15 protein-coding genes and 2 tRNA genes are annotated in these 13,527 nt (G+C 70.0%); 8 read left to right on the forward strand and 9 right to left on the reverse strand.

Annotated features, from left to right (window positions below; all coding sequences use genetic code 11):
- Nucleotides 1-68: 68 nt before the first annotated feature.
- The 3 genes from H284_RS0101735 to msrA all read right to left on the reverse strand — a co-directional run bounded on the left by H284_RS0101735 (nt 69) and on the right by msrA (nt 1,653).
- Complete coding sequence (locus H284_RS0101735; protein WP_331272602.1) at nt 69-575, reverse strand: DUF6993 domain-containing protein; 507 nt, start codon at nt 573-575, stop codon at nt 69-71.
- Between the two features lie 10 nt (nt 576-585).
- Entirely contained in the window at nt 586-1,002 is a 417-nt protein-coding gene (locus H284_RS0101740) for a single-stranded DNA-binding protein (RefSeq protein ID WP_020074938.1), read from the reverse strand.
- Between the two features lie 126 nt (nt 1,003-1,128).
- Nucleotides 1,129-1,653: a peptide-methionine (S)-S-oxide reductase MsrA gene (gene msrA / locus H284_RS0101745; RefSeq protein ID WP_020074939.1), complete on the reverse strand. Its 525-nt coding sequence runs from the start codon at nt 1,651-1,653 to the stop codon at nt 1,129-1,131.
- A gap of 133 nt (nt 1,654-1,786) precedes the next feature.
- On the opposite strand from msrA, the gene H284_RS0101750 reads away from it, so the two are divergent.
- On the forward strand, nt 1,787-2,497 hold the full coding sequence (locus H284_RS0101750; RefSeq protein ID WP_231371042.1) for a hypothetical protein: 711 nt from the start codon (nt 1,787-1,789) through the stop codon (nt 2,495-2,497).
- Between the two features lie 86 nt (nt 2,498-2,583).
- Here H284_RS0101750 and nadE read toward each other — a convergent pair whose 3' ends face one another.
- Nucleotides 2,584-3,423 (reverse strand): NAD(+) synthase, encoded by an 840-nt coding sequence (gene nadE, locus H284_RS0101755; RefSeq protein ID WP_020074941.1) that lies wholly within the window; start codon nt 3,421-3,423, stop codon nt 2,584-2,586.
- A gap of 99 nt (nt 3,424-3,522) precedes the next feature.
- Here nadE and H284_RS0101760 point away from each other — a divergent pair, with 99 nt between their 5' ends.
- A complete protein-coding gene (locus tag H284_RS0101760; RefSeq protein WP_020074942.1) occupies nt 3,523-4,740 on the forward strand; it encodes a cation:proton antiporter in 1,218 nt (405 codons plus the stop codon).
- Between the two features lie 6 nt (nt 4,741-4,746).
- Here H284_RS0101760 and H284_RS0101765 read toward each other — a convergent pair whose 3' ends face one another.
- The gene (locus tag H284_RS0101765; protein ID WP_020074943.1) at nt 4,747-5,601 is read right to left on the reverse strand and encodes a LysR substrate-binding domain-containing protein; all 855 of its coding nucleotides are present in this window, start codon (nt 5,599-5,601) and stop codon (nt 4,747-4,749) included.
- Between the two features lie 162 nt (nt 5,602-5,763).
- Between H284_RS0101765 and H284_RS0101770 the strand changes: the two genes are divergently transcribed.
- Nucleotides 5,764-7,068 carry an MFS transporter gene (locus H284_RS0101770; protein ID WP_020074944.1) on the forward strand — a complete coding sequence of 435 codons (1,305 nt, stop codon included), beginning with the start codon at nt 5,764-5,766 and terminating at the stop codon, nt 7,066-7,068.
- 39 nt (nt 7,069-7,107) lie between these two features.
- Nucleotides 7,108-7,180, forward strand: a tRNA-Arg gene (locus tag H284_RS0101775).
- 144 nt (nt 7,181-7,324) lie between these two features.
- Here the strand turns inward: H284_RS0101775 and H284_RS0101780 are convergent.
- From H284_RS0101780 to H284_RS0101790, 3 genes are all read right to left on the reverse strand, one after another.
- Nucleotides 7,325-7,400 (reverse strand) — tRNA-His (locus H284_RS0101780).
- A 48-nt stretch (nt 7,401-7,448) separates the two neighbouring features.
- Nucleotides 7,449-8,072: an oligoribonuclease gene (gene orn, locus H284_RS0101785; RefSeq protein ID WP_029042786.1), complete on the reverse strand. Its 624-nt coding sequence runs from the start codon at nt 8,070-8,072 to the stop codon at nt 7,449-7,451.
- A gap of 9 nt (nt 8,073-8,081) precedes the next feature.
- Nucleotides 8,082-8,945: an SGNH/GDSL hydrolase family protein gene (locus tag H284_RS0101790; RefSeq protein ID WP_020074946.1), complete on the reverse strand. Its 864-nt coding sequence runs from the start codon at nt 8,943-8,945 to the stop codon at nt 8,082-8,084.
- A 95-nt stretch (nt 8,946-9,040) separates the two neighbouring features.
- Between H284_RS0101790 and H284_RS0101795 the strand changes: the two genes are divergently transcribed.
- The gene (locus H284_RS0101795; protein WP_020074947.1) at nt 9,041-9,343 is read left to right on the forward strand and encodes a thioredoxin family protein; all 303 of its coding nucleotides are present in this window, start codon (nt 9,041-9,043) and stop codon (nt 9,341-9,343) included.
- Here the strand turns inward: H284_RS0101795 and H284_RS0101800 are convergent.
- Nucleotides 9,340-9,927 (reverse strand): ArsR/SmtB family transcription factor, encoded by a 588-nt coding sequence (locus H284_RS0101800; protein ID WP_020074948.1) that lies wholly within the window; start codon nt 9,925-9,927, stop codon nt 9,340-9,342. The two genes, H284_RS0101795 and H284_RS0101800, sit on opposite strands and share 4 nt — an antisense overlap.
- A 73-nt stretch (nt 9,928-10,000) precedes the next feature.
- Between H284_RS0101800 and H284_RS0101805 the strand changes: the two genes are divergently transcribed.
- The 3 genes from H284_RS0101805 (at nt 10,001) to H284_RS0101815 (ending at nt 13,508) form a co-directional block, all read left to right on the forward strand.
- Nucleotides 10,001-11,269 carry an MFS transporter gene (locus H284_RS0101805; protein ID WP_020074949.1) on the forward strand — a complete coding sequence of 423 codons (1,269 nt, stop codon included), beginning with the start codon at nt 10,001-10,003 and terminating at the stop codon, nt 11,267-11,269.
- A gap of 353 nt (nt 11,270-11,622) precedes the next feature.
- On the forward strand, nt 11,623-12,402 hold the full coding sequence (locus H284_RS0101810; protein WP_020074950.1) for an aggregation-promoting factor C-terminal-like domain-containing protein: 780 nt from the start codon (nt 11,623-11,625) through the stop codon (nt 12,400-12,402).
- Between the two features lie 47 nt (nt 12,403-12,449).
- Complete coding sequence (locus tag H284_RS0101815) at nt 12,450-13,508, forward strand: hypothetical protein (protein WP_020074951.1); 1,059 nt, start codon at nt 12,450-12,452, stop codon at nt 13,506-13,508.
- Nucleotides 13,509-13,527 lie beyond the last annotated feature (19 nt).

Below are 13,527 nucleotides of genomic sequence, written 5' to 3' on the forward strand. Positions count from 1 at the left end.
CCCTGTCGTCGGCTTACTGCCGTATTCGAGGATACCGGCCCTGCGCCGCCTCCCGGGCGGCTCCGGCCCTACCAGTCGATCGGACGGGTCTGCCCGATGAGGCAGTTCCCGGTGGACAGCACGGGCGTCACCATGCTGGAGTATCCGCCCGCGTCGGCGCCGTTCTGGCCGATCAGGCAGCTGTCGCCCATCCGCACCGAGAACTGGATCGAGTTCGCCTTGAGCCCGATGGTCGTCGTGTCGACGGTCACCTGCATGTCGGCCTTGGTGAAACCGGCCTTGACGAGCGCGTCGATGAAGTCACGACCCTGGGCGTTCGGGTTCGCAGCGAGCGTCGCGTGGTTCACCGTGTCGAAGTAGGCGAGGTTCTCCTGCGCCGTCCCGCCCGGCACCAGCCCTGCGGTCGCGGTGGGCGTGGCCGTGCTGGTCGCCACCGGCGTCGCGGTGGGCGTCGCAGACGCCTTCGGCGTGGAGCCCGTGCACCCGGCGAGGGCGAGCGCAACGGTCAGTCCGGCCACCAGGGTGAGAGCTGACGCGGCGGGCGAACCAGCCCGGCGGACCACGGAAGACGGCATATCCGGCATCTTAGGGTGCCGCCGCTGGGATTCCCTCGGGAGGTGCCGATACAGGATCACCGTCGGTATCCGCTCCGGCCGCCCGCGTGAACCGCGATCGCCCCCAGGTGAGGTCGTGCCCGATCGACTCCGCCTCGATCTCGACCGTCATGCCCTGCTTCTCGCCCGTCCACTCGCGCAGGCACAGCCGCCCGGCGACCAGCACGGGATCGCCCTTCGTGATGGACTCCGCGGTGCCCAGAGCGAGACGCCGGAAGGCGCTCACGGTGTACCAGTTGCTGCCGCCGTCCTCCCAAGAGGACGCCTGGCGGTTGTAGCGGCGGTGCGTGGTGACGAGCCGGAAACTCGTGATCGGCACGCCGCCCTCGGTGACGAGGTGACGGGGCTCGGTGGCGACGAAGCCGCGGACGGCCACGGTGTCGGACATGTTCTCCTCTTCTCTGCGCCCGCTCCTGCGGCGGGCACAGCCCCAGCCTCGCCGGTCGCGTGCGTCGGCGGCCGGCGATCAGCGGATCTGTGGAGAACGGGCGGAACCCGGAAGAGGTGGACGGATTCAGGCCGCCACGTAGTCCGAGTAGGAGGCGCGGATCTTGTTCACCTTCGGCAGGGCGACGGCGAGACAGTACCCCTGGCCCGGGTTCTTCGCGAAGAAGTCCTGGTGGTACTCCTCGGCGCGGTAGAACGGCCCGAGCGGGTCGATCGTGGTCACGATCCCGCCGTCCCAGTACTCGGCGGCGCGGTCGCGCGCACCCTCGAAGAGCTCGCGCTGGTGCTCGCTGTCGTAGAACATCGCCGAACGGTACTGGGTGCCGATGTCGTTGCCCTGCCGGTTCAGCTGGCGCGGATCGTGCAGCGTGAAGAACACGTCGAGGATGACGCTCGGCGGGATCACCTCGGGGTCGAACGTGACCGCCACCGCCTCCGCGTGACCGGTGCGGCCGGTGCACACCTCCTCGTAGGTCGGATCGACGGTCGTCCCGCCGGTGTAGCCGGACACGACATCCTGCACGCCGCGGAGCACGCGGTACACGGCATCCAGGCACCAGAAGCATCCGCCTGCCAGCACGAAGGTCTGCATGGGGTCCCCTTTCGATCGTCGCCTCCATTCTGCCGCGCGGCGCGGACGTCGTGCGCGGCGGACGCCGTGCCCGTTTGACGACACGACGGGGAGGGTCCGCGGCGAGGTGGACAACCGCGGCTACCATCACGGCATGCAGTGGTGGAATGACTTCGTCGATTGGCTCACGTCGCCGGCCGCGCGCCCGGCGATCTTCTACGCGGCGGTCCTCGCGGTCGCCGTGATCGTCTCCGGCCTGATCTCCGCATGGATCGCCCGAGGCGCCCTCAAGGGACTCCTCTCCCGCACCGACCGCCAGCAGAAGGCGTCCGCGATCGCCGCGCTCGTCGACGCCGCGACCGAGGCCTCCGTCTGGAACTCCCTCACCCCTGCCGAGCAGGTGCTCTCCGACCGCGCCGTCGGCCAGGCCGACATCATGGTCCGGCTGCTCCCGATCAAGACGGCAGGCCTCGCGGCCACCTGGGCGGGCCACCAGCTCGCCGAGATGAAGCGCGCGTCGGCCACCTTCGGCTACCAGCTCGATCCCGCGATCGCGGAGTTCCGCGACCGCCTGCTCGAGTGGCAGAACAACCCGCGCCGCGGCCGCCGCATCTTCCAGAGCGACCTCGAGCGGTGGCGGTTCGAGAACACCGACACCGAGCGCTCGCTCATCGCCCAGCAGGATGCCTGGGTCGCCCAGCAGCACCACGAGCAGTACGCCGCACCGGCGACCGCTGCGGCTCCCGCAGCGGCTGCGCCCGCGCGGGACGACACCGCCGAGACGAACCCGTTCGTCCAGGCCGCGGCGGCCGGCGCTCAGCAGCAGGACACGTCGCCCACCAGCCGCTTGGGCCAGCCCGTCTGACGATCTCCGCTTCGGCGGCAACGCACTCCACCCGACACGAAGGGCGCCGGCATCACGCCGGCGCCCTTCGTCGTTCCTCGGACAGCTCAGCGGCTGTAGGCGGTCTCGCCCCACCACGAGTCGAACATGCTCGCCGGAGGCTGCCGCTTGTGCTCGGTCGCCCGGTACCGCGCCTCCAGCGCCTCCGCGACCTCGTCCGACACATCCTTCCCCTCCAGGAAGTCGTCGATGTCGACGTACGTCAGCCCGAGGTTGTCCTCGTCGGTCTGACCCGGGTTGAGGTCGAGCAGGTCGGCCGTCGGCGCCTTCTCGTACAGCCGGGCGGGCGCACCCAGGTGCGCGAGCAGCTGCTTTCCCTGCCGCTTGGTGAGGCCGCTGAGCGGGAGGATGTCCGTGCCGCCGTCGCCGTACTTGGTGAAGAAACCGGTCACCGCCTCGGCCGCGTGGTCCGTGCCGATCACGAGCAGAGTGCGCTGGCCGGCGATCGCGTACTGGGCGACCATGCGGATGCGCGCCTTGACATTGCCTTTCACGAAGTCGGTCATCGGCTCCCCGAGCGCATCCGCGTACTCGTCCTCGACGCCGTCGGTGCCGCGCTGGATGTTGAAGACGACCGAGCTCTTCGGCTGGATGAAGGACAGCGCCAGCTGCGCGTCCTCCTCATCCCGCTGCACGGCGTAGGGCAGACGGACCGCGATGAAGTCGGCGTCCGTCCCCTCCGCGGCGAGACGCTCGACCGCCAGCTGGGCGAGTCGCCCGGCGAGGCTGGAGTCCTGGCCACCGCTGATGCCGAGGACGAAACCGGCCGCACCCGTCGACCGGAGGTAGTCGACCAGGAAGCCGACGCGTCGCTCGATCTCGGCGGCCGGGTCGATCTCCGGACGGACGTGCAGCTCTTCGATGATCTGTGCCTGAAGTTCGCGCATGACGCCAGATTATCCCCGTCCGGTTTCGCCCATGTGAACGCGCCCGTTCTCCCACGAACGGTCTGCCGCGAACGCCGTGCCGGTCGCTACCATGCGCCCATGGAACCCGCCGTATCGAGCGTCGTGCTCGTCCCCCTCCTCGGCGTCCTGGCCGCGCTCCTCACCACGGCGGTCGGGCGGTTCGTGAAGATCCCGCTCGTGGTGTTCGAGATCGTCCTCGGCCTGATCATCGGCCCCAGCGTCCTCGGCTGGGTGCCGGAGACGGCCGGCCTGGATGCGATCGCCAACTTCGGCCTGGCCTTCCTGTTCTTCATGGCGGGCAACGAGATCGACTTTCCGGCCATCGCCGGCCGGCCGCTGCGGCGAGCATCCCTGGGGTGGCTGTTATCTCTCGTGTTCGCGATCGTGCTCGCCACGGTCATCGCCGGATCGATCGTCCCCGGGGTCTACGTCGGCATCGCCCTCACCTCGACGGCCCTCGGGACGCTGATGCCGGTGCTGCGCGACGCCGGGGAGATGCACACGCCGTTCGGACGCGTCGTCACCGCGGTCGGCGCCGTCGGCGAGTTCGGCCCGCTGCTCGCGATCTCGCTGTTCCTCAGCGGCCGGAAGCCGCTCGCCGCCGCGCTCGTGCTGATCGGGTTCGCCGTGATCGCCGGCGCCGCGATCTGGTTCGCCTCCCGCGGCGGTCACGAGCGCTTCCACCGGCTCGTCCGGGCGACGCTGCACACCAGCGGACAGTTCGCCGTACGGTTCGTGGTGTGCGTCATCGCGGCCCTCGTCGGGCTGAGCATCGCCCTCGGACTCGACATGCTGCTCGGCGCGTTCGCCGCGGGGGTGCTCTGCCGCATCCTGCTCTCCGGAGCGAAGCCGGAGGACGCGCATCACATCGAGAGCAAGCTGGAGGCGGTCGCCTTCGGCGTGCTGGTGCCGGTGTTCTTCATCAACACGGGTATCGGCTTCGACCTGAAGGCCCTGCTCGGAGACCCGCGGGCACTGATCCTGCTGCCGATCTTCCTCGTCCTGCTGCTCCTTCTGCGCGGTGTCCCTGCGTCGTTCCTCGTGCCACCGGGTTCGACGTTCCGCGACCGGGCGGCACTGACGCTGTTCAGCGCGACCGGGCTGCCGATCATCGTCGCGGTGACCGCGATCGGCGTGCGGGAGCACGACCTGCAGGTCGGGACCGCGACGGCCCTGGTCGGAGCGGGGATGCTGTCGGTGCTGCTCTTCCCGCTGATCGCGCTGACCCTCCGCAGAAAGTCGGCGGACGGCGGCGTGCGGCCGTCCGATCCGGACGCCGTGCCGATCGAAGGCTGAGCCGGCTCAGGCCACGCGGCTGACGGCGCGGGCCAGGATCGCGGTGGTCAGCGCATCCACCGGCTCCCGAGCGGCCGACGGGTTGGACAGCAGGGTGAAGTCGACGTGGCCGAGTTCCGGCAGCCCGAAGCGGTTGGTCACCTTGATCAGATCGGTGGGGATGAGCGACCGCGGGAAGACGGCGACACCGATTCCCGCCCGGACCGCGGCGAGCACGCCGTTCACCTCGCGGGTGTTGCACGTGATCCGCCAGGTACGTCCTGAGGCCTCCAGCGCGTCGATCGCGACCTGACGGCTGAGGCTCGGACCCTGGTACGAGATGAGCGGCACGGGCCCGTCCGGATCGAGCACGGTCTTCTCCTGCCCCATCCACACCAGCTCGTCGGTCGCCACGACCGCACCTTCCGTCGTGCCCGGCGTCTGCTTGATGAAGATGAGGTCGAGCTGGCCTGCCTTCAGTTTCCGGTGCAGCGGGCCGGACTGGTCGACGGTCAGCTCGAGGTTGATCTGCGGGTTCTGCTGGCGGAAATGACGCAGGATGCGCGGGAGCGTCGTGATCGCGAGATCGTCGGCCGCGCCGAAGCGCAGGCGCCCGCGCATGGCCGACCCGCTGAAGTAGCTCTGCGCCTCGGCGTGTGCGGCCAGGATGGTGCGGGCGAAGCCGGCCATCGCATCCCCGTTGTCCGTCAGCCGCACCTCACGCGTGTCGCGGGCGATGAGCTGACGCTTCGCCGCCTGCTCGAGTTTGCGGATGTGCTGGCTCACGGTCGGCTGGCTGATGCCCAGCCGCCCGGCGGCCTTGGTGAAGCTCCGCGTGTCGGCGACGGCGAGGAAGGTCTGCAGCAGCACCGGGTCGAACATTCCGCATCCATTCGAAAAGCCAATGGGACTTATACCCGTGATCGGCTCCAAGAATAGTCCGGATTGCGTAATGTCGAAGGGAGACTTCATACGGAACCAGCGACGACATCGAGGTAACACGCAGTGGCGCACTCCCCCGCAGCCGCCCCGCCCACCGGACCCATGCCGGTCCTCTCCACCCGGCCGCCGTGGCGCGAGACGTTCGCCTCGCTGCGGGTGCCGAACTACCGCCGGTTCGCGGCAAGCAACCTGGTCGCCAACACTGCGGTGTGGATGCAGCGCATCGCGATGGACTGGTTGGTGCTGCAGCTCTCCGGAAGCGTCGCGGCCGTCGGCGTCACCGTGTTCATGCAGTTCACGCCGATGCTGCTCTTCGGCCTCTGGGGCGGAGTGATCACGGACCGCTACTCCAAGCAGCGGCTGCTCGTCATCACGCAGTCGTGCGCGGCCGCGCTCGCGGCGCTACTCGCCGTGCTCACGCTGACCGGCGCCATCGAGGTCTGGCACGTCTACGCGATCTCGTTCACCCTCGGTCTCGTCACGGTCGTGGACAACCCGGCACGTCAGGTGTTCGTCAACGAGCTCGTCGGTCCGCGCTACCTGCGCAATGCGATCAGCCTGAATTCGTCGATCTTCCAGCTCGGCGGGCTCATCGGGCCGGCCGTCGGCGGCATCCTCATCACCGCGGTCGGCGGCGGATGGTCGTTCGCCATCAACGCCGTCGCGTGCCTCGCCGTGGTGTTCGCCGTGGCGACGCTCAAGCGGTCAGAGCTGCACGCGTCGCCTGCGGCTCCCCGCGGCAAGGGGCAGCTCGCCGAGGGGATGCGGTACGTACGCCGCAAGCCGGTGATCTTCTGGACGATCGTCATGGTCGCCGTGGTCGCCGTGTTCGCCTTCAACATGCCCGTGTTCCTCGCCGCCTACGCGAACGACGTCTACAACGTCGGCGCGCAGGGCTACGGGATGTTCAACGCGCTCGTCGCCGCCGGCGCGCTCACCGGCGCACTCGCCTCGACGCGCCGCACCAGCGTCCGGCTGTCCATGGTCGTCGGAACCGCCGCAGCCCTCGGGATCGTGCAGGCACTCGCCGGATTCGCGCCGGGCGAGCTGGCCTTCGGGCTGCTGCTCGTCGCCATCGGCGTCGGCAACCTGCTCTTCATCACCGCGGCCAACTCCCTGGTGCAGATGTCGTCGAACGTGCAGATCCGGGGGCGCGTGATCTCGCTGTACATCCTCGTGCTGCTCGGCGGGCAGGCCCTCGGCGGCCCGCTGATGGGGTGGATCGTGGAGCAGGTCGGCCCGCACGTCGCCATGGCGATCTCCGGGCTCGTGCCCGCCGCGGCGGCTGCCGTCGTCGCCGTGCTCATCGCCCGGCAGGCGAGCCTCCGCCTTCGTTTCGGCCTCCGCGGGCGCCGCCCCGTGATCGCGATCGTCAACCGCGCGGGGAAGACCGGCCAGACGCTCTGACGCGGCGGCAGCGGAGCGCTCCGGTATCGTTGACTCGACGCCCCCGTAGCTCAGCGGATAGAGCAGGAGCCTTCTAATCTCTTGGTCGCAGGTTCGATTCCTGCCGGGGGCACCGTCCACTTCTGCGCATCCCCCCACCGTCGAGTACACGAACTTTGTACGTTTTCGGCGCCCCGAGCGTGCAAAGTTTGCGGACTCGACGGTGGGGGCGTGGGGATGCGAAAAAAGGGCCGGACTACGGGAGTCCGGCCCTGTGTGGGGTGAGTAACGGGGCTTGAACCCGCGACCTCCTGGACCACAACCAGGCGCTCTACCAACTGAGCTATACCCACCACGGCACCTCGCCGATCACGCGGATCGACCGAAGCAACTCACCGATTCTAGTACATGCGGGGAGCCCATTTTTCCACCACGCCCGCGGCCAGCGCCTGGGTGTCTTCCGTGGTGGGCCCGGGCGGAGCGACGAACGCGGCCGAGCGGTAGTAGTCGAGCTCGCGGATCGACTCGAGGATGTCGGCGAGCGCCCGGTGGCCGCCGTTCTTCTCCGGGGCGTTGAAGTAGATGCGCGGGAACCAGCGGCGAGCGAGCTCCTTGATCGAGGACACATCCACGTTGCGGTAGTGCAGGTGGTTGTCGAGCCGCGGCATGTACTTGGCGATGAACATGCGGTCGGTACCGATTGTGTTTCCGGCGAGCGGGGCCGTCCGAGCGGTCGGCGCGAACTTCAGCACGTACTCGAGCACCTCGTACTCGGCCTCGGCGAGGCTCTTGCCGTTCGGGATCTCCTCGATCAGGCCCGAGGTGGTGTGCATCTGCCGGACGAAGTCGCCCATGTTCTCGAGCGCGGAATCGTCGGGCTTGATGACGATGCTGAGACCGGGGTCGAGCACGTTCAGTTCGAAGTCGGTGATGACCACCGCGATCTCGACGAGCTCATCGACCTCGAGGTCGAGGCCGGTCATCTCGCAGTCGATCCAGACCAGTCGATCCGAGGAAGTAGCCATAACAGGAGTCTAATGCTGGCCCCCGACACCCCCGGACAGACCGGCAGGGCCGGACAGACCCGAACCCGCGGACAGCGCCCCGAAGTCGACCCGCTGCGGCACCGGGAGCTTCGGCCCCATCCCGTCGCCGGTCGACACGTGCCGCACCCGCCGGGCGATCCACGGGATGGCGTACACCCGCAGCCAGGTCCGGAACGGCACCGAATCGGGCGGCACCGGCGCCGTCGCCTCCGGCGCGACCGTCGTCTCCGGCCCGCTCACCTCGGCGTACGGCACCCCGAGGGCGTGGGCGGCCTGCGCGGCGAGCAGCCGGTGGCCGCGCGTGCTCAGGTGCACCCGATCGGATGCCCACATCGCCGGGTCGCGGAACTCGCGGACGCCCCACACGTCGAGCACGATCGCGCGCTGATCCCGCGCGATGCTCCAGATGTTCGCGTTGAAGACGGCCGCGCGCCCACGGAACGGCTTGAGGAAGAAGGCGAACTGCGGATCGAAGATGTTGGCGAGCAGGACGGTCGTCCCCGCGGCCCGGAGGTCGCGGATGCCCGCTTCGAGCCGGGTGGCGAGCGCGTCCGGGTCGGCCGCGGGGCTCATCAGGTCGTTCCCGCCGATCATCACGGAGACGAGGTCGGGCCGCAGGTCGAGCGCGTGCGGGATCTGCGCATCCACCACGTCCGCGATTCGGCGGCCGCGCACGGCCAGGTTGGCGAACTCCAGCGAGGCGCCGGCCAGCCGGGCGTCGCCGTCGAGGATGCCGGCCAGGCGGTCGGCCCAGCCGAGGAAGGCGTCCGCCTGCCCCGGGGCGCGGTCGCAGAGACCCTCGGTGAGCGAGTCTCCGAGGGCGACGTAGCGCGTGAAGGTCGTTCGGCTCACGGGACGATTCTGTTGGTCCCGCCCGCACAGCGGTGGTGCCGACGGCCCGCACCGCGCGATCGTCGCCCCGATTTCCCCGGACGTACACTGACGGTGTGGATTCGACACCGGCCGTTGTCCCGGAGGTCACCGGGAAGGCGCAGCTCACTCTCTACACGTCCGCCTTCTGCGAGCCGTGCATGCAGACGCGTGCCGTGCTCGCCGAGGCGACGCGACTCGCGCCGCGGATCGTGGTGACCGAGCTGGATGTGGCACGCAACCTGGAGCGTGCCGAGCGCGACCGCATCCGCTCCACCCCGACGGTGATCGTCGAAGCGCCGGACGGCACGGAGGTGTTCCGCGCGGAGGGTGTCCCGACCCTGGCGCAGGTGCTCGCGGCCGCCGCGACGGCGCTCTAGGGCGCCTTTCCCGCGTCCTCTCCCTCATCGTCGCCCGGGGAGGCCGTCCTGTGCAGCAGGAACAGCCCGCCGTGCGCGGGCAGGTGCCGCCGCTCGGCGTCGGTCTCCACGTACTCGTCGATGACGGCGACGATGCGCCGGTCGAGTTCGGCCACATGCTCGGGCGAGAGATGCAGCGAGAAGCGGGCGTACGTCGCGATGGATGCGGGACCGGCCTCGGCGAGCTCCTGCTGGAACGCATCCACCGGCGCGAAGCCGTCGCTCAGGTCGAGGTCCTCCAGGGGCACGGACAGCCACCAGGTCCGCCCGGTGGAGCGGTAGGGCTTCTCGAGAGCGCCCGTCTCCCCCGTCCGCACCTCCGCCGGCTCCAGGAACCCCGCGTCGACCAGCTGGCGCACGTGGTAGTACGCCGTGCCCGGGTCGACGCCCAACCGGTCGGCGAGTTGCTTGTTGGTGAGCTCGCGGTCGCCGCAGAGCCGAACGATGCGCACGCGCAGCGGATGCGACAGGGCCTTGAGCTCCTGCGGCGTCGCCGGGCGGCGCTTCGCGTCCGGTCCTGCGTCGGTGCTGGCTTCGTCGGTCACGCTCCGACTTTAGCGCGGATTGGGGTTTCATCCATCGATTGAGTTTTCTCAATCACTGTGCAACCCTTGCCGTATGACCGCGAACGGACTCGGCGCACGCTACTGGAAGCTGTGGACGTCGGCAGGCCTCTCGAACCTCGCCGACGGCGTGATGAAGGTCGCCCTGCCGCTCGTCGCCATCCGCTACACCGACTCCCCCGCGCTCATCGCCGGCCTCACGTTCGCCTTCACCCTCCCCTGGCTGCTGTTCGCGCTGACGGCCGGAGCGCTCGCCGACCGGCTCGATCGCCGTCGCCTGATGCTCGTCGCGAACGCGGCCCGCGCGCTCTTCCTCGCCTTCCTGACGGTGGCCACCCTGACCGGGATCGGGTCCATCTGGATGCTGTACGCGGCGGCGATCTGCATCGGCGTCGCGGAGACCGTGTACGACACGTCGTCGCAGTCGATCCTGCCGCAGCTCGTCCCGCGCGACCGCCTCTCCCGGGCGAACGGGCGCCTCTACGCGGCAGAGCTGACCGCGAACGAATTCGTCGGCCCTCCGCTCGGAGGCTTCCTGGTGGCGACCGGCGTCGCACTCGCGTTCGGCGCGCCCGTCCTGCTGTGGCTCGCGGCGATCGGGATGCTGCTGCTCGTCCGCGGGCATTACCGGGCCGATCGCCCAGAGCGCACGACGATCCGCGCCGACATCGCCGAGGGCCTCCGCTTCCTCCGCCGCAGCACGCTGCTGCGCACGCTCGCGATCATGGTGGGCGTCTTCAACTTCGCCAGCTCCGCCGTTTTCACCGTGTTCGTGCTGTACGCCGTCGGTCCGCAGTCGGCCATGAAGCTGACCGACCCGGGATACGGGCTGCTGCTGACGGCATCGGCCGTCGGAAGCGTGCTCGGCACCTTCCTCGCGGAGCCCGCAGAGCGCCTGCTCGGACGGGCGCGCGGCCTCGCATTGACCATCGTCGGCTCCCTCTTCACCGTCGCGACGCCGTTCTTCACCACGAACCCCTTCGTCATCGCGGCGGGCATGCTGATCGGGGGCGTCACCGTCTCGATCTGGAACGTGATCACCGTCTCGTTGCGGCAGCGCGTCACCCCCACGCGCCTTCTCGGGCGCGTCAACAGCGCGTACCGCCTGCTCGCCTGGGGCACGATGCCGCTCGGCGCACTCGCCGGCGGTCTGATCGGTCAGCTGTTCGGCGTGCGCTGGGTGTTCCTCGTGATGGGCATCCTGGTCGTGCTGCAGCTCATCCCGATGCTCTGGGTCACCGACCGGCGCATGGATGCGGCAGAAGCCGAGGTGGAGGCCGAGGAGCGCGCGGAGGCTCCGACCGACTCGCCGACAGGTCGTTGACGCGTACACGACTTTGCCAGGATCCATGCCCGAACCGTCCAGAAACAGCGCCTAGGGTCGTTTACCGACGGCAGTGAAAGCCGTCCGTGCCGCGCAGGCGCGCATCCAGGCCCCGAACCCGTAAGGCCCCCAACCTGAGACGTCCCCCGGCGTCGCCCTGGACACGCAGCCCTTCCCACGCCCGGCACACCCGCGCCGCATGCCGCGCCTTCCGGACCACGGGTCCACGAGGCGCTTCCGCGCGTGCCGCGCGGCAGTCAGCCCGCAGGACCACCCGAAAACACACGGTCCGGTCGCATGGACGCCCACGGCGTCGCCATGCGTCAGGCGGGGAAGCCCGATCCAGGAAAAGCATGCTGAGTTCTCTCCGTACCACCCTCAAGAGCAGTCCCATCCCCTTCGGCCGCATCGTCTCCGGTGCCGCCGCCGTGCTGGTCAGTGCCAGCCTCCTCGCCCCCGCGATGGCCCAGCAGCAGGAGAGCGAGCGGAAGACCCGCGAGCTCTCCGAGGCCACCGGGATGCGCCACGAGCAGCTCTCCGTGTACGACTCGATCGTGCGCGACCGCCTCGAGCGCCAGGCGAAGACGACGCTGACCGGAGCAGAGGCCACCGTCAACGCGAACCAGGCCAAGGCCGACGCGTCGGCGGCGAAGACCGCGATCGCCGGCCTGAGCGGCTACACCAAGCTCGACGAAGACACCCTCCGCGACAGCATCGTGGCGACCCAGGCCGCGTCCGACGCCCTGGCCGCCGCCGGCGCCGATGCCGACCGCCGCGCCGCAGAGGCCGCTGCCGCTGCTGCCGCGGCTCTCGCCAACGCCAACACACCGGCGGGCGCGAAGGCGACCGCCGCGAGCCTCGCCGCCAGCCAGTACGGCTGGGGTGCCGACCAGTTCCAGTGCCTCGACAAGCTGTGGCAGCGCGAGTCGGGGTGGAACTACCAGGCGTCCAACTCCGGCAGCGGTGCGACCGGCATCCCGCAGGCCCTCCCGGGCAGCAAGATGGCGTCGTTCGGCACCGACTGGGCGACCAACGCCACCACCCAGATCAAGTGGGGACTCGACTACATCTCCCGCGGGTACGGAACCCCGTGCGCCGCGTGGGGCCACTCCGAGGCCGTCAACTGGTACTGACCTGAGAGCCGGGAAGGCGGGCGGCGGCCGCCGGTAGACTCGCGCGAGTGAGCACCGAGCACGCCCCCGCCTCCCCCGCCATCCGCGGAGCCCATCTCGTCGGCAGCGTCAACCTGCCGGACGCCGAGACGGTGTTCCGCACCGTGAACGCCCATCTCGGCGACCGGATGCGCCGCATCCCGGACGGCGAGGTGGGCGAACGCTTTTACTGGGTGCAGTTCCAGACGGGCCGCCTCGACACGATGAGCGGCCTTTCGCGCATCCCCGGTGATGCGCCGCTGCTGCGCGGCGTGTTCGACCCGCGTCCGTTCCATCTCGATGAGGGCGTGTCCGCCGACGACCTCGTCTTCCCCGACCTCGGCTATGCGGAGGCGGCTCTCGACTCGTACGGCGTGTTCCGCAGCCTCCGCGAGGATGGCGTGATCCCGGCGGGCGTGCGCTTCCAGGTGTCCCTGCCGACACCGGCCGGCGTGGTCGGGCCGTTCATCGTGCCGGAGGACCGCGCCGCTGTCGAACCCGCCTACGAGCGGGCACTCTTCGGCGAGCTGCAGCGCATCCTCGACGGCATCCCGCACGACGACCTCGCGATCCAGTGGGACACCGCCGTCGAGTTCGCGCTGCTCGAAGGGCGGATGCCCTCGTGGTTCGGCGACGACGTGCTTGCCGGCGTCGTGGAGCGCGCCGCCCGGCAGGCCGCGGCGGTGCCCACCGACGTGCAGCTCGGCTATCACCTCTGCTACGGCGATGTGGAGGAGCAGCACTTCGTGCAGCCCACCGACGCCGGGCGACTCGCTGCGGTGCTCCGCGGCATCCTCGACGCCGCTCCGCGCCCGGTCACCTGGGTGCACCTCCCGGTGCCGATCGAGCGGGACGACGCGGCGTACTTCGCGCCGCTCGCCGATGTCGTGGTCCCCGCGGAGACCGAGCTGTACCTCGGGCTGCTGCATCACGAGGACGGCGTGGAGGGCGCCCGCCGCCGGGCGCAGGCGGCCGCGACCGCGCAGCCCCGCTTCGGCGTCGCGACCGAGTGCGGGTTCGGCCGCGGCCCGAGCGAGCGCACGGCCGGGCTGCTCGACCTCCACGCCGCCGTCGCCGAGGCGTGGTGAGCCGCGCGTGACGCTCGAC

The sequence above is a fragment of the Cryocola sp. 340MFSha3.1 genome (assembly GCF_000383315.1).
GTDB lineage: Bacteria > Actinomycetota > Actinomycetes > Actinomycetales > Microbacteriaceae > Leifsonia.